Source organism: Methylophilaceae bacterium (assembly GCA_018398995.1).
GTDB lineage: Bacteria > Pseudomonadota > Gammaproteobacteria > Burkholderiales > Methylophilaceae.
The window spans coordinates 1,108,205-1,130,801 of record CP073759.1 but is presented as its reverse complement, the minus strand read 5'-3'; the positions used below and the strand labels follow the sequence as shown (position 1 = coordinate 1,130,801).

Sequence of the window (22,597 nt, the reverse complement as noted above, 5' to 3'; positions counted from 1 at the left end):
TATTGAAGCATCAAGTTGATGATGTTTGCAGGCTAAACGATTTAACCAATTTCACCTCACAAGCACCTGCTCCAGTGTCACTTCTGGTCAATGGGCTTTTCCAGCGCCAGTTGCTCTTTGGCTGGGTGACTTCGACTAAACAAGCAGAAAAATTGACCCTTTGCCCTGCCTTTACCGACTGAATGCTTTGCGCAATGGCTGGCAAGGCGGGTATTAAAGGCATATTGGCGCTATTGGTTTCTATCTCACGTCTAGAAATAGGAAACGCTTCAACACGCCAGTGATACCAGCGATTACTTGGCTAATCGTTATTTGATTGATAATAGCATTCTCTGCCTAGCCAACGCCAAATCGACTGGTGCCAACTCAGCTTCTTGATCAGCGGTCTATTGCTAAGTGGATAGCACGCGCACCGTAGTCAATCAAACGCATGAACAGAACATACTGCCACTTTGAATGAATCACTGTGCGGCTATTTGATTAGTTTAGCAATCGCCTTAAATGACGCGTGCTTGGCGTCACCTAACCACTCATAAAGCACAGACTCGGTATTAGTGATCACAGCGCCTGCATTGGCCATACGCGCTATCGCATTACTTCTATTGGCTGCGTTACGTGAAATAATCGCATCTTCTACCACCATCACTTGTTTGCCTTGTGCCATTAAATCGCATGCGGTTTGTAGCACACAAATGTGTGCTTCCATTCCAGCCAGTATGATTTGCGATTTGTCGCGTTGTAGCTTAGCTTTAAATGCTGAATCAGCATAAGCAGAGAAGTTGGTTTTAGCAATCGGCTTGGTGTTACCAAAATATTGCGCTATTTCAGGAATAGTTGCCCCTAATCCTTGCGGATATTGTTCTGTTACCACCACTGGCACAGCCAACAAGTTTGCTGCTTGTATTAATCGACCACAATTGTCAGACACCGCTTGCATGTCTGTCGCCAACATCGCATCACATAACTTTACTTGCACATCAATCAATACAAGCTGACTTTGACCAGCGATTGCAATATTAGTCATTGTCCACTTTCCTATCAGTATTTAATGCGATTAACTGCTGATTAATCTCAATCAAATCTGCTTCTGCCACCAAGCCAGCAGATGCTTTCAATCGAACGATATTCACCAAATAGTTATAGCGTGCTTGGAGCAAATCACGTTTAGCAGCAAATATCTGTTGCTGTGCATTCAACACGTCTACACTGTTTCGCACACCAACTTCATAACCTAAATTGGTTGAATCTAATTGGCTTTGGCTGCTGATTAAGGCTTGTTCGAATGCTTTGACTTGGGCAATACTGGTGTTTAAATTTAAAAATGCACGTTGTGTTTCCAAATCTGTTTGACGTTTGGCCAAATCCAAATCATCTTGCGCTCTTTGCTTGTTATAAACCGCTTGACGCGCTTGCGAACTGATGACGCCGCCTTGGTATAGTGGAATATCAAGCTGCAAGCCTATCGTAGCAATCTTTAACTGGTTACCTGCGTTAAATGGAGTAGGGCTGCCATTAATTAAACTATCGGTATAACTAGCAACCAAATCTAAAGTGGGCAAATGACCTGCATTTGCGCGTGCTATTTCTTGCTCTGCTAGCACCAGCGTTTCTTGCTGAATTTGAATATTTAAATTATTCTCGCGCGCTATTTCTTGCCAATCATCCATGCTTTGCTGTAGTGGCACCACATTAATATCTGTCTTAATTCTAGCCAAACTTTGTGGAACATCACCAGTAATCGCTTGCACTGCACGTTTAGCAATTTCATGCTCGTTAATCGCCGCCACTTCTTGCGCCACCGTTAAATCGTAACGTGCTTGGGCTTCGTTAACATCGGTGATGGTTGAGGTACCAATTTCAAAACTTGCTTTTGCCTGTGCCAATTGGCTCAAAATTGCCGCTTTTTGTGCTTGGATTAATGTAATTTGATCTTGCGCAATTAATACTTGAAAGTACGCTTCTGTTGCCCGCAAAATAAGTGCCTGTTGGCTCAGATTATATTGCTTATCTGCTTGGCTAACCTGTGTTTTGGCTTGATCCATTTGCACCAAGTTTTGTTTTCTGTAGATAGGCTGACGCGCCTCAAAGCCAGCGCGATAAGTATCAAAATCGGCTCTACCGCCAGGAATATTTCTGTTTAAGAAACGGATGTCTGTACGAGAGTTGCTGGCTGCAGTAGTGAAATTAATCATGGGTCGATAGAGCGCTTTACCTTGCTCTATGATTTCTTGAGCCGCTTTGTTGGCGCTCAATGCAGAAGCTAGCGTAGGGTCATTTGCTAAAGCTTGATGGTAGATATCCAGCAAGGTTTGCGGCTTTGTGCTCGTTCGCTCTCCTTCTGCCAACACAAAAGCTGGATGCATACTTGCTACCAGCATTAAAAAAACTATTAAATAGCGCATATCGCTTTAACACTCACAATCAAATCTCAACAATCAATGCTTAAAATGCAAACGTCGCTGCTTGGGGCGCATGTGCTAAGGGTGGCACACAAGTTTCAAAAATGACTTGTTTATTAAATCCATTGTCAGAAACACGCGTGATTAAGGTTGCCTCCATGACGGGCGCAGACCCTAATACCATAAACAATGTGCCGCCTACATTGAGTTGTTCTCGCAACTGCAATGGCTCAACCGGCGACGAACCTGTTAATACAACCACATCATAAGGTCCTTTGTTCTTTAGTCCCTCTATGCCGTTGCCTAGTTCAATTGTCACATTACGAATATCCTCATCTGCCAGTTTATAAGCAGCGGTTGCACTTAACTCAGCATCAATTTCTATTGAATAGACATGTGCAGCCATATTGGCCAGCAGGGCAGTAAAATAACCACTACCCGTGCCAACATGTAGTACTTTATCGGTGGCTTTAATCGCTAGCGACTGTAAAATCCTCGCCTCTAACTTAGGCGAAAGCATAAACTGTCCATTCATGAGTGGTATTTCAATATCTGCAAAAGCCAGACCTTGATATGCCTCTGGTACAAAATGCTCGCGTGGCACTTTGTGCAACAACTGCAACACATTGGGATCTAATACTTCCCATGTGCGAATTTGCTGCTCTATCATATTAAAACGCGCTTGCTCGTTACCAAGATTTTTTTGTAGTATTGTCATCGATTACACCTCAATATTCCTATATCCGTTTTGTATACCCGCTAGTGTAAAACAGTATTGCTTATCACGACTATTATTCTGCAATTTGTTCCACAAAAACAGAATCTGTTGCTTTTGGTAGGCGCACATTAAACCATGCGGCATACAATGCTGGCAAAAATAATACTGTTAATAGAGTTGCTATTGCCAGCCCACCCATAATAGCAACTGCCATTGGTCCAAAAAACACGCTGCGTGTTAATGGAATCATGGCTAAAATGGCTGTTCCCGCTGTCAACGCAATCGGCCTAAAGCGCCGAATCGTTGATTCCACTATGGCTTGCCAATCGGCTAAGCCAGACAATTTATCCTGCTCAATTTGATCAATTAAAATAACGGAGTTGCGCATAATCATGCCAGACAAAGCAATCGTGCCTAGCATCGCAACAAAGCCAAATGGTTGATTAAATAACAGCAAGGCAATGGTGACACCAATTAACCCTAATGGCGCGGTTAATAATACCAAAAATACGCGCGAAAAACTTTGTAATTGGATGATTAACAAGGTCAGCACAACAACCAAAAATAGTGGTGCGCCTTTGGCAACAGAAGCCCCACCTTTGCTGGATGCTTCTATCGCACCACCTGTTTCGATGGTAACCCCTAATGGTAAGCTTGCTTTAATTGTTTGTAGTTTTTCTTCTATTTGATTGGATACCACTGGCGCTTGAATGTTGCCACTTAAGTGCGCACGAACAGTGATTGATGGTGTTCGATTACGTCGCCAAATAACACCTTCTTCAAAGGTGGATGTGATGGTAGCAACTTGCGATAGCGACACGTTATTGCCTGATGGGGAGATAATGACTAAGTTTTGTAATTGGGATAACTGCGTACGCTCTAGTCGCGTGCCCCTAGCAACCAAATCAATGCGCTCATTGTCTTCCCTGAATTCGGTTACATATAACTCATGTATAGCACTATTAATTGTATGAGCAATATCAACTGAGCTGATATTTAATAAGCGTGCTTTTACTTGGTCGACACTCACTTTAATCACCTTGCTTGGCTCTTCCCAACTCAATTGCACATTAATGAAATGGGGGTGTTGACGCATGATATCGGCAACTTGATGGGCAATTTCTCGTATTGTAGGAATATCAGTGCCATCTATTCTAAACTGAACAGGGAAACCAACTGGCGGTCCATTTTCTAAACGTATCACCGAAGCACGTAAACTGGGAAAGTCTTGTTCAAATAAGGCCAATAAATCATGACGAAGCAACTCACGCGTTTCTAAATCTTTGCTTAAAATCACTAACTGTGCAAATCCCCTATGCGGCAATTGCACATCCAGCGGTAAATAATAACGCGGTGCGCCTGAGCCAACGTAAGACACGTAGTTAACAATACCCTGGTGTTGCTGATTCCAACGCGCCAGCCATTGCTCCAGTTTTTTCACTTCTGTGTTGGTTGCTTGATAAGAGGCGCCTTCTGTTAGACGCAAATCAACTACAATCTCAAGCCGTGTGGAGTCTGGAAAAAACTGTTGCTGCACGTTACCAAATCCTATTACGGCCAATATAAAAGCCATGACAGTAATCACAATCACTGTTTTTTGATAGCGTATACAGGCGATGACCAGTTGACGAAATAGCCGGTAAAACGGTGTGTTATAAATATCGTGGTGATTAGATTGGTCTTTATCAGCCCGTTTATTACGCCATTTAACCCACGTTAATTTGTTGGTAATCCAACGCATCAATCTAGAGGATGTTGGTGCGGCATGGTAATCTGGCAGTAGGTGATAACCCAAATAAGGCACAAAAATAACGGCAGCCACCCATGATAGTGACAAGGCAATGGCCGATACTTGGAAAATTGACCGTGTATATTCACCCGTAGAAGAGGCCGCCGTAGCAATGGGTAGAAAGCCCGCCACTGTAACCATCGTACCCGTTAACATGGGGATGGCGGTGGAATGAAAAGCGAATGATGCCGCCTTGACTCTATCCCAACCTTGCTCCATTTTTGATGACATCATTTCTACTGCAATAATGGCATCATCAACCAACAAGCCAAGCGCAAGAATTAATGCCCCTAATGAAATCTTGTGTAAGCCAATGCCATAAAATGACATCACTAAAAAAGTTGCGGACAACACAATAGGAATAGAAATGGCAACAACAATGCCCGTTCTTACCCCCAATGACAGTAAACTAACGCCCAATACAATGACCAAGGCTTCAATTAATGAACCAACAAAATCATTGACAGAGGATGCAACAATAGTCGATTGCGAGGTGACTGTATGGATGCTTACCCCAATAGGCAGCTGATGCTTAATTTGCTCTATTTTGTGGCTCAGTGCCTTACCTAGCGCAATGACATCACCACCTTCCACCATGCTCACACCAATCAATAAGGCTGATTGACCGTTATAGCGCGTTGTATCTTGGGGCGGATCTTCAAAACCACGATATACATTGGCTACATCACTTAATTTAAAATCTTGGCGACCAACCCGAAATTTTGTTTGACGTAAATCCTCTATTGTTTGATAGCGCCCCGACACCTCAATTCTAATTCGTTCATGTGGCGAGTCATACGTTCCACTTGGTACAACGGTATTTTGTGATTGCAAAATATTCACTAATTCGCTGCTATTTAAACCCAAGGTAGAAAGTTTAGCATTGGAAAATTCAATATAAATCCGTTGCTCTTGCTCTCCAAAAAAATCAACTTTCTCTACATCGGGCGTTTTCAGCAATGCGTTACGAATAATATCGGCCTGTTGCTTTAATGCAAAATTGTCAAAACCATCTCCCGTTAGCGCATACATGGTGCCATATACATCACTAAACTCATCATTAAACGTTAAGCTCTGAATATTGTTGGGCAGCGTATGGCGAATATCACCTATTTTTTTGCGAACCTGGTACCAAATATCAGGAATATCTGCCGATAGCGTATGGTCTTTAATCACAACAAAAACAACCGACTCGCCATGTCGGGAAAAACTACTTAAATAATCAATACTCGGTATTTCCTGCAGTTTTTCTTCAATTTTATCTGTTACTTGCTGCGCCACTTCAGCAGCACTAGCGCCCGGCCATGCCGTGCGTATGAGCATCACTTTAAATGAAAAAGGCGGATCTTCTGATTGCCCCAATGTGCTAAATGCAAATACGCCAGAGAGCAACAGCATCAACATCAAATAAAGCACCAATGTTTGGTGTTTTAATGCCCAATCGGATAAGTTAAATCCGCTGCGCATTTCATTGCCTTTGTTAGATTCAAGACTCACTATTTGTGCTCATTTTGTTGGATTTTTGGTTTTACTTGTTGACCTTGCACTAAAGTATGTACGCCAGCGATTGCAACCATCTCACCCACGGATAACCCTGACAAGACTTCAACACCATTTTCGGTAAACGGGCCAACTTCAACTTGGCGTCTTTGGGCAAGTTGCTGCGCATCTATCACCCATACTATGGTTTTTCCATCCTGTTGCGTTACCGCACTAGTTGGCACAATCAGTTGATGCGGCGCATGGCGGTCAACAATAACACCAGCCGTCATGCCAAATTTCATCTGCTCGTCGGCATCGATGATTTCCACACGCATATCAAAAGCCCGTGTTGCCTCATTTGCAGTTGGTGTTATTTCACGCACTTTACCCTTATATTGTTTTGTTTGATTGGCCCATAACTGAATGGTCACCCTATCGCCAATTTGAATATTATCGATACGCGACTCAGGCACGGCCACCAACGCATCCACTTGCTTCAAATCAACAACCTGCACCACGCTTTCACCCACCTTAACCACTTGCCCAGGCTCTGCATTAATCATGGTAATCACCCCATCTCGATCAGCTCTCAACATGGTGTACTGCGATTGATTATTGGCAACGGCGGCTTGCGCGATGGCTTGTTGCATCACCGCTAATGTTGTTTTAAGTTGCGCCTCATCTGCATCAAGTGCCGATTGCGAAATAAACGCTTGCTCAACTAATTTTCGCTTACGCTCAACCTCAGCCTTGGCTAATGTATAGCGCGCTTGTGCTGCCAACACATCGGCATTGGCCACTTGCGCGCTTAATTGAATATCGGTTGCATCAATACTGGCAAGTAGCTGTCCTTTTTTTACTACATCGCCCACGTCCACTCGCCTTGCTACAATTTTTCCCTCTACACGAAAACTTTGATTCGACTCATAACGTGGTTTTATTTCACCAACCAACACCATATCAGCTCGATCGACATTAGCGTCATCACCAACAACCATCACCAATGCAGGACGTGGTGGTGATTCTGGCTCTACTGGTTTTTCACATGCCTGCAACCATAACATGGTCATTAACGCCATAAGAATGCTATTCGTTTTCATCGTTTACTCTTTCACCAAACCACGCAATATCACATCTTGCATCAAAGCAAGCCGCTCTGAAATATCACACCAACCAAACCAATCATCTTGCGACATTGTGATTTGCAAAGCGCATACCCCGTGCATCGCCGCCCATATAGTTTGTGCAATTAAATTAATATCCGTTAACTCTTGTCTAAAACGTCCATCTGCATGGGCGGCTGCTACTACCGTTTTAAGTTGTAAATAGCCGTTTTTCTCGGCATTATTTTGCACATTTTCAAGACCTTTTGGTTGATCAGACGCATGCCTTGTCATAAACATCAACTGATAATGATTTGGATACGTTAAAGCAAATTTTGCATAGCCCTGCCCAAGCGCAACCATACGATCCAATGAATCGGGAATGGTTGAAATATCATGTAAAGCATCAGCTAAGGACAAAAAATCCGCCTCACAAATCGCTCTTAATAAAGATTCTTTGTCATTAAAATGCAAATAAATAGCGGTAGCAGAGTAACCAATCAGCTTTGCTATTTCACGCATACTAACTGCCTCCACCCCTTTATTCACAAACAACTCACGCGCCGCATCCATAATGTTTGCTCGCATTTGCTGTTTTTCTTTTTCTGTTTTCACTTTAGGTGGCATTAATGTCCAGATTATCCTTTAACTAGTTTCTCGCATTATAAAACCGGCCATTTTCATCAACAGCTTGCGTGATGGCATCATCGCACACCCATATTCCATCCATTGGTTCAACCACCCAGGTGTCACACGCAATTTACCTGCCATCATGGCTTTATAAGCTGCTAATGCAACTTTGTCTGCCTGCATTAATTTGCCTTGCGCATTAGCGGCCTTATCCATATTGGCACGTTTGACAAATCCTGTTGCTGTCACCCCTGGGCTGAGCAATGTCACGCTAACACAACTCCCTTTTAATTCATCATGCAATGCTTCAGAAAAATGCCTGACATAAGCCTTACTTGCCGCATATACTGCAAAATTTGGAATAGGTAAAAACGATGCAATTGACCCTACATTCAAAACACGGCCCTTGCCTAACGCCTTCATATCTTTCACAAACAATGCTGTTAATGCGGTGAGTGTTAACACATTTAATTGCAACATGTTGTTATACAACGGTGCTTTATCAGAATCAAAACAACCGTAATCGCCATAACCTGCATTATTAACCAAACATTCAATTGCCCAATCATTGGCCTTGCAAGCTTGATAAAGTGTATTGGCACTATCGGCATTTGATAAATCCATTGCCAGCACTTCTACTTGTATTGCATAGTCGGCCACCAAAGTGTTTTTTAAGTCAATTAAGGCATCTTCACTTCTTGCCACCAAGATTAAGTGATGCGCTTTGGCCGCCATTATCTTCGCCAGTGCATAACCAATACCACTCGATGCGCCAGTAATAATAGTATAGTTCATCTGATATTCCTTATGTTATGCCATGGTTTTAAACGTCATAAAATAGACCGCACCCAATGGAACCACCACAGCTAGACCGCCCCATATATTCCAGCGGCGACAAAGTTGCCAATACACATCGCTTATTACACCCGTTTCTGCAAATAGTTGCGCCATTTTGGCTTGTTTGATTTGGGTTGGAATCAAGATAAACGCCCATATAATGGCTGAAATGGCAAATAGCCCAATCCCCATTTGTAACCATTTCATCGAATAAGACCAACTTGTATGGACATTGAATGCCCCTGCAATGGTTAAAATCACCGAACCACCTGCGTTAAATAACCAATCTGTGACAGTCACTTGGCGCTGTGCAAATGCAATCACCTGAGCATTTTTAGTGCGATCAGCCATATTCTTCCACCAGCCTGTGATAATAATAATATTACCCAAAAATAGCACCACCCCCACAATATGTAGCACCTTTAACCATAAGTAACTATTGTCCATTTTGCACCCTTCTCCATGTTTGTGTTTTACCCAATAAACGAATCCCTACATAAGCCCGAACATCCAATATTTGGCCTGCCTCTTTTAACTTTAATATCACCCGATAGGTATTCCCTGAGAACGGATCTAGAATTTCCGCCCCCTCATAACTGCCCTCACCCTTTTTAACCACCTCTTTTAATACCGTCATGCCAATTAATCTTTTGTCTTTTCTTTCACCCTTGCAAGCTGTACAAAACTTTTCTTCTTGATCTGTCTGCAACACTTTTTCTATCACACCTTTATAAACACCCTGTTCAGCTGTGATATGAATATAACCAGTTGGCTGACCTTCATCGTTATGGGCTTTCCAAAGGCCTGTCAAATCATGAGCAAATACATGACACGAAAATAACAGGCCAAGACCGAGCAATATAATTGGATGACTTTTTTGCATAATAAACGCCAATAAAATAAAAAATGGAATGTCATTAATTTAGTTAACAGTGTTAAATTAACGGTGTTAATTAATCGTGTCAAGCACTTTTTTGTTTGACTCTCTGCCAACAAGACACCTCATTCATCACCAGCAAAAAGAGTAAGCAGGGATTTCACATTGCTTTTTTAACTGTTTTCGCGTAAATTTAAATCATTGCTAGGGGTCTGTGTTTTAAAGCACAGTGAGATATACCCTTTGAACCTGATGCGGTTTATACCGCCGTAGGGAAGCGTCTTTCTTGAGCTCCTTACGTTATTTTTTTGGAGCTTATCTTGAATACCATCGATAAAAACTTAACCGTATTTTCTACCGAAACTGCTTCATTAGATGCAGGCACCACCGAACCTTTTGCCAAATCCCGCAAAATTTATGTAGAAGGTAGTCGTCCAGATATTCGCGTTCCTTTTCGTGAAATCTCACTGAGCGATACGCCTTCTCAGTTTGGCGCAGAGAAAAATGAGCCAGTCATTGTTTACGATACGTCTGGACCATATACCGACCCTTCAATTACTATTGATATTCGCAATGGCTTACCTGCCATGCGGGCCAAATGGATTATGGAGCGTGGCGATGTAGAGGAGCTAGATGGCCCAAGTTCAGAATTTGGCAAACAACGCAAAACAGACCCCGAGCTTGCCGCCATGCGTTTTAACCTTACACGCAAACCATTACGTGCTAAAGCAGGTAAAAATGTCAGCCAAATGCACTATGCACGTCAAGGTATTATCACGCCGGAAATGGAATACATTGCCATCCGCGAAAATCAAAGACGCGAAGGCATGAGTGCGTTATTGCAAACCCAGCATCCTGGCCAAGATTTTGGTGCGAGCATTCCAAAGATGATTACGCCTGAATTTGTGCGCGATGAAGTAGCGCGCGGACGCGCCATCATTCCGCTGAATATTAACCACCCAGAAATTGAACCGATGATTATCGGTCGTAACTTTTTAGTCAAAATTAACGCCAATATTGGCAATTCTGCTTTGGGCTCTTCTATCTCAGAAGAGGTCGAAAAAATGGTATGGGGTACACGCTGGGGTGGCGACACAGTAATGGATTTATCCACCGGTAAAAACATCCACGAAACCCGCGAATGGATTATTCGCAATAGCCCAGTGCCTATTGGCACCGTGCCGATTTACCAAGCATTAGAAAAGGTAAATGGCAAAGCCGAAGACCTCACTTGGGAAATCTTCCGCGATACTTTAATAGAGCAAGCAGAACAAGGCGTGGATTATTTTACGATTCATGCTGGCGTGCGTTTGGCTTACATTCCAATGACAGCAAAACGCATGACTGGCATTGTGTCTCGCGGCGGCTCTATTATGGCAAAATGGTGCTTGGCACACCATAAAGAATCGTTCTTCTACGAGCATTTTGAAGACATCTGCCAAATCATGAAGCAATATGATGTGAGCTTCTCGCTTGGCGATGGCTTACGTCCTGGCTCAATTTATGATGCCAATGATGAAGCGCAATTCGCCGAGCTCAAAACACTAGGCGAACTAACCCAAATTGCTTGGAAACACGACGTCCAATGCATGATTGAAGGCCCTGGCCACGTCCCTATGCACCTCATCAAAGAAAATATGGACTTGCAGCTTGAACATTGTGGCGAAGCGCCTTTTTATACCTTAGGGCCATTAACCACCGACATCGCCCCAGGCTATGATCATATTACCTCAGGCATTGGTGCCGCCATGATCGGTTGGTACGGCTGTGCCATGTTATGTTACGTCACACCAAAAGAACATTTGGGCTTGCCGGATAAAGAAGATGTTCGAGTTGGTATTATTACTTACAAAATTGCCGCCCATGCCGCAGATTTGGCAAAAGGCCATCCGGGCGCACAAATCCGTGATAACGCATTAAGCAAAGCACGTTTTGAATTCCGCTGGGAAGACCAATTTAATTTAGGCCTAGATCCAGAAAAAGCCAAAGAATTTCATGATGAAACCTTGCCACAAGAAGGTGCAAAACAAGCCCATTTTTGTTCGATGTGTGGCCCACATTTTTGCTCCATGAAAATCTCACAAGATGTGCGCGATTATGCCGATGCGCAAGGGATTGACGTAGAAGAAGCGCTACAAAAAGGCATGCAAGAAAAAGCCATTGAGTTTGTCAAAAAAGGCAGTGAAGTGTATCAAAAAGTCTAACGCTAACTAATTTGCTCAATAAAAAAGTCAGCAGATGCTGGCTTTTTTATTGATATGGCAATGTGCATTTGGTGGCCGCTTTATTAAAAAGTATGTTTGCTCTTAAGGCAAAGTTGTACTACAGTGAATGTTAGTCCTATCCTTTCGGCAAGTTGCGGTCAATCAAGTTGCGACCAATCAAGTTGCGGTCAATCAACTTGCATCCTACTAATCACGATAAATCACCATGGAGAATATATGCACGTAACCTTCGAACAAGCGCAAGAAATCATCGATAATGCAGTTAAAAAATCACAAGAATTAAAAGTAAAAATGTGTATTGCAGTATTAGACTCTGGCGGTAATCTAAAAGCATTTTCACGCATGGACGATGCATGGGTTGGTAGCAGTGACATCGCCATTAAAAAAGCAAAAACAGCATGCTATTTTGCCATGCCATCTGGTGAAATTGGTAAATTATCCGTTCCGGGCAAACCACTCTATGGCATTGAACACTCTAATGAAGGCTTAATTACCTTTCCAGGCGGTGTGCCAATTGTCGATAAAGACGGCATGTTAATTGGCGCTGTTGGCGTGAGTGGAGATACCGTTGAAAATGACCATCTCGTAGCAGTAGCAGGTGCGACTAAATGCGGCGAATGTGATCTACCAGCGCATCCTTGGAGAACATAATTTTAGCTATCGTTTAGGCTAATCACCAAACCTAGACAGTGAATAAGATTTAGGGGCACTCCCCTAAATCGTTCTCACTATAAAGCCTCACAATCTCCCACTGCCCGCTTCTGCCACCATCCACCTTGTAATATCTGAAAATCGTTGTACACTGAACTTGCAATTTCATCAAAATTCAGGGGACATAAAATGGACTTTTCTACACTCTTTAATAGCTTGCAAGGGCAATTAGGTCAACATTTACCCGGTATTTTTGGCGCGCTTGCCGTATTAATTGGCGGTTGGCTAATTGCAGTATTAGTTCGTGCTGGTTTAAACCGTTTTTTACACATCATCGGCATCAATAAAAGGGTTTCAGAAAGCACAGGACAAGAGGTCGATTTAGCCTCTGGCATTTCTTTAGGCGCGTTTATTCTGGTTTTACTGATTACCTTAATTGGCGTATTGAGCAGTTTAAATCTACAAGCCGTATCCGAGCCGTTTAATGTCATGGTGATACAAATTTTTGAATACCTACCGCGTATATTTGCTGGATTAATTTTACTAGCCATTGCGTGGGGCATTGCCACTTTAGTTAGATTAGTCGTCACCAAAGCACTCGCAACCACCAAACTGGACGAAAAACTAAGCGCTGCCGCCGGCATGCAACCCATGAGCAACAATGTTGGCAACATGTTGTTTTGGATTATTATCCTCATGTTTTTACCCGCCTTGCTTTCTACATTCGAACTCAACGGCCTACTTGCCCCCGTGCAAGGCATGGTCGATCAATTTTTAGGCATGGTGCCAAACATTTTTGCTGCCGCAGTAATTGCAATGGTCGGCTGGATAGTGGCTAAAATTTTACGCGGCTTGGTCACCAACATTATTGCCACCAGTGGCATCGATAAACTTGCTAATGCAATCGATAGTGACGGTAAAAATGTCATTACATTATCGAATGTGGCTGGCATGCTGGTGTTTATTTTTGTCTTCATTCCAACACTCATCGCAGCGCTTGATGCCTTAGAAATGAGTGCCATTTCTCAACCAGCCAGCAACATGCTCAGCATGATGTTTGACGCAGTGCCAAACATTCTAGCGGCGGCAGTTATTCTAACCATCACCTATTACGTCGCCAAATTTGTCGCAACACTCATTGTCAATCTGCTCACCAGTATCGGCTTTAATACAGTACCCGCAATACTGGGCTTTGCCGACACCTTTAGCAAAAAATCAACAATTTCTGAGCTCGTAGGAAAAATACTCATCTTCTTTGCCATGTTATTTGCCACAGTAGAAGCAGCCAATCGGCTAGGCTTCTCGGAAGTGAGTGCCATTGTTAGCATCTTCATCCAATTTGGTGGCGACATATTACTAGGCTCAGTTATTTTAATGATTGGCTTCTGGCTAGCCAACCTCGTCTACCGCGCTATTGATCGCGCAAGCGGAAAAGAATCAACAGGCCTAGCCAATATCGCCCGCATCGCCATTATTGGCCTAGTCGTCGCCATGGGCTTACGCGCCATGGGCATCGCAGACGACATCGTCAACATGGCCTTTGGCCTAACCCTAGGCTCAGTAGCCATAGCCGTCGCACTAGCCTTCGGCCTCGGTGGGCGAGAAGCAGCAGGCAAACAACTAGAATATTGGTTTAAAAAAATGCGTGGTGATGAATAAATAATCAAGAAAGGTGAGTAGCGAGTTAGCTACTCACTATTATTTTTTGTCGCTAATGGCTTTTTAAAATAATGGTCAGAGTTTAGTTGGTCACAGATAGTAACGATGGTTAATTTTGGAATTAACCAAAGGTCTGAATTATAGTACTCTCAAGACTTATAAAACTTTTATCTAAACAATAAATACTAGGATGTTAATTGTGACTGGAAATAAACATCAAAATTATGAGCTTCTCAATTTAATTGGATATGGGTTAGCCAAATTTAATAACGACTTTATCAAAGAATTTGGTGCAAAATCTAAATCTGAGTTTTATGAAATATTTCGTAAGAATGGTATTGTTGATACATCTAGCACGGTTAAAAATCGCCAAGATTTATTTGATGCATTTTTTGATAATGGCAGAAAAGGTTGGTGGCAAAAAGGCGATGCCTACTTACACAGAAAAATATTTATTGATAGCTTATTTGGTCACTTAAATTTCACTGATTATGCTTCAGTAGTAAAACTGTATTTACTTGATGAAAACGATATACAAACCCACAATGTACAAAATATAACTCCAATTATTAAAAGTAAATTCAAGCGACTAAAAACGACTGGAGAAGAAGCAGAGATATACTTTATTAATAATTATCAAAAAATCCCATATTTCAATGAAGCATCTATTGAAGATGCTAGAAATTTTGGTGATGGATATGATTTCCAACTCCAAAAGCCTGACTCAATCATCCTCGCTGAAATCAAGGGCGTAAGAGCTAAGAAAGGCACCTTCAGACTGACTGAAAACGAGTATATTAAAGCTAAAGAGTACAAAAATGACTATGGGATTGTCATTGTCAGTAATTTAGATGAATTGCCAAAAATGACAGTTATTTTTGACCCCATCCAAGAACTCGAATTAACTAAACGTTCAATTACAACAAATCAGCTAACTTATCATTCTCCATTTTTGGAATGGTAGACTTTGTCAGTTTAATTTAACGAATAAGACCAACACGAATAATCAATTAACGCTAGACTATAATGCTTTAACGTTGCGGTGATTAAGCTGTGATAATTGATTAAGGAAATGCTGTGTGGTTGCGTGCGAGTTGTGATATTGCTTTTGATGTGAGTGTTGAAACGCCGTTTATTTTGATGTTGCGTCCGCGTAGTGGTGTTCAGCAATGGATTGCGCGGGAATCTTATACACTTAAGCCGAGCCATATTCATGCTGTTGAATATACTGATCATTATGGTAATTTATGCCAACGGTTAACTGCGCCTGTGGGTGAGTTTTCGATACGGACATCGGCTGATATTTTAACGGCGGATGATGTTGATGTGGCGCCTGGTGCGCCGTTTGATGATGTGCAACATTTGCCTAATTATGTGCTGACTTATTTATTACCCACGCGCTATTGCGAATCTGACCGTTTTATTGATTTGGGCAAACAAATTGTTGCGGGCAAATTGCCTGGTTATGATCAAGTGGCGGCGATTGAAAATTGGATACGCGACAATTTGCGTTTTAATTCGGATTCGCCACATTTTCAGCTTTCTGCTACCGAGGTGAATCAGCAAGGCGAGGGGGTTTGTCGTGATTTGGCGCATCTTGGTATTGCGCTTTGCCGCGGCCTTTGCATTCCTGCCCGTATGGTGGTTGGTTATTTATATGCATTAGAACCAATGGATTTTCATGCATGGTTTGAAGCTTATGTGGGTGGGCGCTGGTATACCTTTGACCCAACGCAATCAGCGCCAAAAGGCGGGCGCATTGCTGTTGCTTATGGACGCGATGCTGCTGATGTGGCGATATTTAATCAATTTGGCCCTGCTTTGTATCCGCGAGAAATGGCCGTGCGGGTAGAAAAATTAGCGGCAGCGCCTGAGTAAATAAGATGCATAGAATTCGTATCCAACATCTAACCGAATATAGGTTTGCGGCGCCTGTTACGTTTAACACACACCGATTGTTGATTCGTCCACGCGAGGGGCATGATGTGCGAATTGAGACGTCAAAACTGGCTATTTCTCCCGCTTATGACATTAAATGGCAACGGGATGTGTTTGATAATTCGTTGGCGATTGTTAATTTTAAAGCACCCAGCCATACGCTTTCTATTGCCAGCGAGGTGGTGATTCAGCATTTTGAACAGGCGCCTTTCGACTTTATGGTTGAAGATTATGCTGTTTATTATCCTTTTAATTATGCCGATGCAGAGCGGACCGATTTGCTGGCTTATCAACAGCTTGTGTTTTTAAATGATCAACAGGCAATTAATGATTGGCTACACCAATTTAATTATCTTGGCATGAATACGTTTAGCATGCTGATGCTGATTAACCAAACGATTAGCAATCAGTTTACCTATCAAATGCGAGAAGAACCCGGTGTGCAATCACCCGCTTATACCTTAGCGCATCGTAGCGGTTCTTGTCGTGATTACGCTACATTATTGATTGAGGCTTGCCGTTGCTTAGGCATGGCTAGCCGTTTTGTTAGTGGTTACTTACATGCGCCTGCTACTGAAGAAGGCCATGCCAGCACGCATGCTTGGGTTGAGGTTTATTTGCCGGGCACGGGTTGGAAAGGCTTTGACCCCACATCAGGAGAAGTGACCAGTAGCAAGCACATTGCCACTGCCGTGGCGCGCAACCCGGAGGCTGTGCCGCCAGTGGCTGGTAGCTTTATTGGGTTAGGATCAAATAAACCAACGATGCATGTTGATGTAAAAGTCAGTTTATTAACCTGAGCATTGCTTTATTGAAAATAGCTTCATTGAAAGTAGTTTAATTCAAAACAGTGTATTTCAAATGTTAACTTAAGATTAGCGCAGATTAGTCTGTTAAAATGCTGATTACATTAGGAAACCCATTTTGACGACACTTAAGCTGAACAAAACGCCATCTGAACAACCCGCTGTGAAAAAATCGCCAGTGCGTCGTGCAGACCCTGCTAAACGCGATCGCAGTAGACCACCGCCAGCTAAACCAAGCTTTAATCAAGAAAAAGTAGCAGAAAAACCAGCGCGCCAACGCAATCATAGGCACGATGGTCGTTTACATGAAAACGTGGCAAAGCCAGCCACTGCTGATGCATCAAATGCTGATGCTTCAATTACTAACAGTCCAATTTTAAGAAGCGAATTTAAAGCGCGTGCTTTTGTAGCAAACAAAAATGAAACTGGGCAGCATACACCTCGACGTGATGATGATAGAAAGCCAACTAGACGGCAAGAAGAGGGCGGAAAAATACAAGCAGATACGACCCGTCAATATGCAGACCGTGAAGGCGCTTATCGTAATCCGCCAAGACGTGGCGGCAAAGCGCGTGATGGGTTTGTAGCCAGTGAATTTGACAAAACACGCGCGGCCAAAAAATCTGCACATCAACAAGCGGCAGCAACATTGCCAAACCAACAAGATGACAAGTTACCCAGATTATCAAAACGGATGGCAGAGCTTGGGCTTTGCTCACGTCGCGAAGCTGATGAATGGATTGTGAATGGCTGGGTAAAAGTGGATGGTGAAATTATTGACACTTTGGGCACGCGCGTGAACCCCAATGCTGAGATTGTTGTGAGTGGCTATGCCATGGAACACCAAGCGGAAAACGTGACTATTTTACTGCACAAGCCTGTGGGGCATGTGAGCGGACAAGCAGAAGATGGTTATCAACCGGCAATTGTATTGGTACATCCTGATAATGAATGGCTAGAAGACCCCGATTTGAATGCACATAACGCAAAGCAATTTCAACGCGGATTTTTAAGAGGGCTTGCACCAGCAGGGCGCTTGGATATTGATTCAACAGGTTTGCTAGTGCTTACTCAAGATGGGCGTGTTGCGCGCCATTTGATTGGTCAAGATTCAAGCGTTGAAAAAGAATATTTGGTGCGGGTTGAAGGCGAGTTGGATGAAAAAGGGCTGGCACTGCTGAATCATGGCTTGAGTTTAGATGGTGAGCAACTAAAACCAGCTAAGGTGAGTTGGCAAAATGAAGACCAATTACGCTTTGTGCTACGTGAAGGTAAAAAGCGCCAAATTAGACGGATGTGCGAATTGGTTGGTTTGCACGTGGTGGGGCTAAAGCGGGTGCGTATTGGCAGTGTCAATTTAGGTAAATTACCACTGGGCATGTGGCGTTATTTGCGTGAGAACGAACAGTTTTAAGGTATGCTTCTCGATTGCAACTTTCATCAATCATAATAAATAAAGGATAAAAAAAATGGGTTTGTTTGATAGCGTAGCAGGCGCAGTGTTGGGTAAAGTGCTAGGTGAAAAATCGGATATGGCGAGGGTTGCTATGGAGATGCTCAATCAATATGGTGGTATTGAAGGTATTTTGGCAAAATTCAAAGACAGCGGGTTGGCTGATGCTGCTGCAACTTGGGTTGGAAAGGGCGAAAATGCGCCCGTTTCTTCTAGTCAAATTAGCGATGCATTGGGCGCTGAAACCATTGCGGAAATTGCAGGCAAGTTTGGTATTAGCCCCAGTGTATTAAGTGGTCAGTTAGCTGAACATTTACCCAATGTGATTGATAAAATGACACCTGACGGCAAGGTGAATAATAATGCTAATGATTTACTGGGCACAGTATTGGGCATGTTTAAATAAAATCACACGGCAGACATTGAGACGCTATGGCATGTAGCGCCTCAATGTTGGCATCAATTGTTATCATTAATTAAGAGATTACTGTTCACATTATGGATTTATTGTTAATTATCAACACGATTATCATGGGTATCGTTGAAGGCGTTACTGAATTTTTGCCTGTCAGTAGCACTGGTCATCTGATTATCACTGGCGATGTGCTCAATTTTTTGAGCAAAGAAAAGCGCGATGTGTTTGAAATCATGATTCAATTGGGCGCTATTTTGGCGGTTGTTTGGCAATATCGCACCAGAGTATTGCATGTTGCTACACATTTACAGGAACCGAAATCGCAACAATTGGTACTTAATCTTTTTATTGCTTTTTTGCCATTGGCCATCATAGGCCTGGCTTTTCATCACCAAATTAAAGCGCTATTATTTAATCCCAAATCGGTTGCTATTACGCTGGTTATTGGGGGTTTTGTGATTTTATGGGTAGAGCGAAATTTACCTAAAGTAACAGTGAATGCAGTGGATGACATGGACTGGAAACAAGCGTTAAAAGTAGGCTTTGCACAAGCAATAGCCTTAATCCCGGGCGCATCTAGGGCAGCTTCCACCATTATTGGCGGCATGGTATTTGGCTTATCTCGCACGGTAGCAACCGAGTTTTCCTTCTTTTTGGCTATTCCTGTGATGTTTGCCGCAACCATATACGATTTATATAAGAGCAAAGATTTGCTTGCAGCTGATGATGTGTTGATTTTTGTTATTGGTTTTGTGACCGCATTTATTGCAGCTTTAATTGTTATTAAGGTATTGATTCGCTACATTGCCAATCACGATTTCACCCTTTTTGCATGGTATCGTATTGCCTTTGGTGGGTTGGTGCTGTTTTATTATTGGTAGCCACTAGAATGCGTTGTGCATCAAGCAATCAGCCATAGTTATTCAATTCAGAAATAAAGGATGATCATGAAAAAGTATTTAAAAATAGCTGCTTTAGTTATCGCTGGCATTATTCTTTTAGTCTTACTGGTGATGGCTTACTTGGCGGCCACCTTTAATCCGAATGACTATAAACCACAAGTGATTAATCTTGTTAAACAAAAATATAATCGCAATTTGACGATTGAAGGTGATATCAGTCTATCTTTCTGGCCTAAATTGGGCGCTAATTTAGGTAAAGTGGCGATTTCTGAACAGGATTCTAGCAATGCATTTGCTGCCATCAATAGTGCAAAAGTGGCGTTGGCTGTGTTGCCGTTGCTCAAAAATTCACTCGTGGTTGATACGATTTACGTTGATGGCGCCAAAGCCAATATTGTGAAATATAAAGACGGCACGACGAATTATGATGATTTTTTAAGCGAGGATGAATCTGAACCATCTGATATTCAATTTGATGTGCAAGGCATTAATATTACCAATTCTGAAGTGAGTTATACAGATGAAGGCAAAGGGGCTAGTTATCAAATTAGTCAATTCAATCTGGCCTCAAGTCAGCTAGCATTGGGTAAGCCAATTGATCTCGATACCCATTTCATGATGAAAGCAAATCAACCTATTATTGATGCTAAAACAGCCGTTAAAGGTCAATTTTTATACGATCCTGAGAATAAGCGCTTTACTGTTAAACGACTCAACAGCAATATTCAAGGCGCTATGTTAGATGGAAAAGATGTTGATATCACGGCTAGCGGTGACATTGATGCACAAACAGAAAGTATGGCGTTTATTATTGATGATTTTAAGTTGTCGGCTTCTGGTGATTTTCAAGGTGTAAAACAGAAAGTTAATGTAAGCGCACCTGCCATCAATATCAAAAAAGACAAGGTCAGCAGCAAACAAGTGACCATCAGCGTTGCGCAAACACAATCTAATGGTGATTTAAAATTGAATATGGTGTTGGCTGATATGCAAGGCTCACCCAAAGCGATTCAAAGTAGTGGCATTACTGGTGATTTATCCATGAAGCAAGACCAACGTACGGTGGCTGGCACATTCTCTGCACCATTTACAGGCAATATTGAAGCGCTAATCTTTGATATACCCAAATTAGTTGGCCAGCTAGATATTAAGGATCCTAGTTTACCAAATGGCGGAGTAAATGGATCGTTCAATCTAAGCGCATATACGGATATTAAAAAAGAGCTGGCGAAGAGTACTTTTAGCATGGTGTTGGATGATACAAAGCTGAATGGTGATGTTGCCGTTGCCAGTTTTAAACAACCACATATTCAATTTAACTTAAATGCAGATAAACTAGACTTAAATAAGTTGTTAGGTACGCCAACAGCGTCTACCGAAAAAGCATCCAATCAACCTGCTGATTTAACCGCACTCAACACCTTGTTACTTGATGGCAAAATCAATATCAAGACTATTTTGTATGACAAGTACCAATTATCAGGTTTGAATCTTGGCATTAAAGCTGATGGCAAAAAAGTGGCGATTAACGGCTTAAATGTCGACATGAATGGCAGTCAAATTAAAGGTGCATTGAGTGTGAGTCAATTTGCTAAACCGCTATACAGTTTTGATTTGGATATTAACCAACTTAATTTGAATGATTACCTCACCGAAACACCCGCGCAGCAAACCAAAACAACAGGAAATGAATTACTCGATTTAAGTGCATTAAAAGCCTTAAATGCGAATGGTTCGCTACGTATTGGTAAACTGAGCTATGGGGACACAAAGCTAGAAAATGTGCGTATTGATCTAAAGGCAGATGATGGTGTTGCCACATTAGCGCCATTTTCTGCCAATTTATATGGCGGCAATATGCAAGGCTCACTTAATGTTGACGCGCGTACAACACCAAGCATTGCTTTTAAGCAAAGCATGCGTAATATTGCCATTGGTCCGCTTTTAGAAAACACGATTAATAACGATATGCTATCTGGTATAGGCGCCGTGAATATTGATATTACAACGCAAGGTAATACCGTCAATACATTCAAAAAAAATCTAGCAGGCACTTCATCATTAGCACTCGCAGATGGCGCCGTAAAAGGGATTGATATTGCCGGTAAAATACGCGACATTAAAAATAAAGTGAATGTCTTAAAAGGCAAAGCGGTAGAAGCAGCATCTGATGAAAAACAAAAAACTGATTTTAGTGAGCTGACCGCCAGTTTTACCATCAACAATGGTATTGCCCACAATAACGATTTAAGTATGAAAGCGCCTATTCTAAGACTGGCCAAAGGCGATAGCTTTGGCGACATTAATATTGGTGATGAAACCATCCATTACACTGCTAAGCCTACTATTGTTAAATCGATTAAAGGTCAAGGCGGTAAAAATTTAGATGAGCTTGCTGGTATTGGTATCCCGCTCAAAATATCAGGAACATTTGCGGCACCTAAGTTTAGTTTAGATACCCAGGCGATGATGACTGGTATGGCTAAATCGCAATTATTAGAAAAAGTGGGTGGCGATAAAGGTGCTGCTGTAAAAGAGCTGATGGATGGTGATAATAAATTAGACGCTATTAAAGGATTGTTAAACAATAAAAAATCATCCGATTCAACCGCGCCTGCTGATAATGCGACACAAACAGCGCCCAGTACACCATCTGAAAAAATTGAAGATAAAGCCAAAGAAAAACTAAAAGGTTTACTAAAGTTTTAAATTA

General features: G+C 42.3%; 20 protein-coding genes and 1 riboswitch. Of the genes, 10 read left to right on the top strand and 10 right to left on the bottom strand.

The annotated features are described in order from the left end of the window. Nucleotides 1–10 precede the first annotated feature (10 nt). The 10 genes from KFB94_05830 to KFB94_05785 form a co-directional block, all read right to left on the bottom strand. Nucleotides 11–223 carry a hypothetical protein gene (locus tag KFB94_05830; protein QVL44833.1) on the bottom strand — a complete coding sequence of 71 codons (213 nt, stop codon included), beginning with the start codon at nt 221–223 and terminating at the stop codon, nt 11–13. Nucleotides 224–472: 249 nt separating this feature from the next. Then, nucleotides 473–1,024: a hydrolase gene (locus KFB94_05825; GenBank protein QVL44832.1), complete on the bottom strand. Its 552-nt coding sequence runs from the start codon at nt 1,022–1,024 to the stop codon at nt 473–475. Continuing rightward, nucleotides 1,017–2,378: a TolC family outer membrane protein gene (locus KFB94_05820; protein QVL44831.1), complete on the bottom strand. Its 1,362-nt coding sequence runs from the start codon at nt 2,376–2,378 to the stop codon at nt 1,017–1,019. Before KFB94_05820 ends, KFB94_05825 begins: the two co-directional genes overlap by 8 nt. Before the next feature lie 64 nt (nt 2,379–2,442). Then, nucleotides 2,443–3,117 carry a protein-L-isoaspartate O-methyltransferase gene (locus KFB94_05815; GenBank protein ID QVL44830.1) on the bottom strand — a complete coding sequence of 225 codons (675 nt, stop codon included), beginning with the start codon at nt 3,115–3,117 and terminating at the stop codon, nt 2,443–2,445. A 73-nt stretch (nt 3,118–3,190) separates the two neighbouring features. Then, complete coding sequence (locus tag KFB94_05810; GenBank protein ID QVL44829.1) at nt 3,191–6,373, bottom strand: efflux RND transporter permease subunit; 3,183 nt, start codon at nt 6,371–6,373, stop codon at nt 3,191–3,193. A gap of 29 nt (nt 6,374–6,402) precedes the next feature. Continuing rightward, nucleotides 6,403–7,488, bottom strand: coding sequence for an efflux RND transporter periplasmic adaptor subunit (locus KFB94_05805; GenBank protein ID QVL44828.1), 1,086 nt, complete (start codon nt 7,486–7,488; stop codon nt 6,403–6,405). 3 nt (nt 7,489–7,491) lie between these two features. Further along, nucleotides 7,492–8,118 (bottom strand): TetR/AcrR family transcriptional regulator, encoded by a 627-nt coding sequence (locus KFB94_05800; GenBank protein QVL44827.1) that lies wholly within the window; start codon nt 8,116–8,118, stop codon nt 7,492–7,494. Between the two features lie 18 nt (nt 8,119–8,136). After that, nucleotides 8,137–8,916, bottom strand: coding sequence for an SDR family oxidoreductase (locus tag KFB94_05795; protein QVL44826.1), 780 nt, complete (start codon nt 8,914–8,916; stop codon nt 8,137–8,139). A gap of 15 nt (nt 8,917–8,931) precedes the next feature. Continuing rightward, nucleotides 8,932–9,405, bottom strand: coding sequence for a DUF2269 family protein (locus KFB94_05790; GenBank protein ID QVL44825.1), 474 nt, complete (start codon nt 9,403–9,405; stop codon nt 8,932–8,934). Next, on the bottom strand, nt 9,395–9,841 hold the full coding sequence (locus KFB94_05785; GenBank protein ID QVL44824.1) for a DUF2147 domain-containing protein: 447 nt from the start codon (nt 9,839–9,841) through the stop codon (nt 9,395–9,397). The genes KFB94_05790 and KFB94_05785 overlap by 11 nt, the downstream gene beginning before the upstream one ends. A 190-nt stretch (nt 9,842–10,031) precedes the next feature. Continuing rightward, a riboswitch (TPP riboswitch) is annotated at nt 10,032–10,128 on the top strand. Between the two features lie 27 nt (nt 10,129–10,155). Between KFB94_05785 and thiC the strand changes: the two genes are divergently transcribed. From thiC to KFB94_05735, 10 genes are all read left to right on the top strand, one after another. Further along, on the top strand, nt 10,156–12,039 hold the full coding sequence (gene thiC / locus KFB94_05780; GenBank protein ID QVL44823.1) for a phosphomethylpyrimidine synthase ThiC: 1,884 nt from the start codon (nt 10,156–10,158) through the stop codon (nt 12,037–12,039). A 237-nt stretch (nt 12,040–12,276) separates the two neighbouring features. After that, entirely contained in the window at nt 12,277–12,711 is a 435-nt protein-coding gene (locus KFB94_05775) for a heme-binding protein (GenBank protein ID QVL44822.1), read from the top strand. 189 nt (nt 12,712–12,900) lie between these two features. Further along, nucleotides 12,901–14,370 (top strand): mechanosensitive ion channel, encoded by a 1,470-nt coding sequence (locus KFB94_05770; protein QVL44821.1) that lies wholly within the window; start codon nt 12,901–12,903, stop codon nt 14,368–14,370. A 199-nt stretch (nt 14,371–14,569) separates the two neighbouring features. Beyond that, the gene (locus KFB94_05765) at nt 14,570–15,334 is read left to right on the top strand and encodes a DUF3883 domain-containing protein (GenBank protein QVL44820.1); all 765 of its coding nucleotides are present in this window, start codon (nt 14,570–14,572) and stop codon (nt 15,332–15,334) included. A gap of 113 nt (nt 15,335–15,447) precedes the next feature. After that, nucleotides 15,448–16,248, top strand: coding sequence for a transglutaminase family protein (locus KFB94_05760; GenBank protein QVL44819.1), 801 nt, complete (start codon nt 15,448–15,450; stop codon nt 16,246–16,248). 5 nt (nt 16,249–16,253) lie between these two features. Next, the gene (locus KFB94_05755; protein QVL44818.1) at nt 16,254–17,108 is read left to right on the top strand and encodes a transglutaminase family protein; all 855 of its coding nucleotides are present in this window, start codon (nt 16,254–16,256) and stop codon (nt 17,106–17,108) included. 124 nt (nt 17,109–17,232) lie between these two features. Then, nucleotides 17,233–18,528, top strand: coding sequence for an rRNA pseudouridine synthase (locus KFB94_05750; GenBank protein ID QVL44817.1), 1,296 nt, complete (start codon nt 17,233–17,235; stop codon nt 18,526–18,528). Between the two features lie 55 nt (nt 18,529–18,583). After that, entirely contained in the window at nt 18,584–18,973 is a 390-nt protein-coding gene (locus tag KFB94_05745; GenBank protein QVL44816.1) for a DUF937 domain-containing protein, read from the top strand. A gap of 92 nt (nt 18,974–19,065) precedes the next feature. Next, nucleotides 19,066–19,863 carry an undecaprenyl-diphosphate phosphatase gene (locus tag KFB94_05740; GenBank protein QVL44815.1) on the top strand — a complete coding sequence of 266 codons (798 nt, stop codon included), beginning with the start codon at nt 19,066–19,068 and terminating at the stop codon, nt 19,861–19,863. A gap of 66 nt (nt 19,864–19,929) precedes the next feature. Beyond that, the gene (locus KFB94_05735) at nt 19,930–22,593 is read left to right on the top strand and encodes an AsmA family protein (GenBank protein QVL44814.1); all 2,664 of its coding nucleotides are present in this window, start codon (nt 19,930–19,932) and stop codon (nt 22,591–22,593) included. The last annotated feature ends 4 nt before the right edge of the window (nt 22,594–22,597 follow it).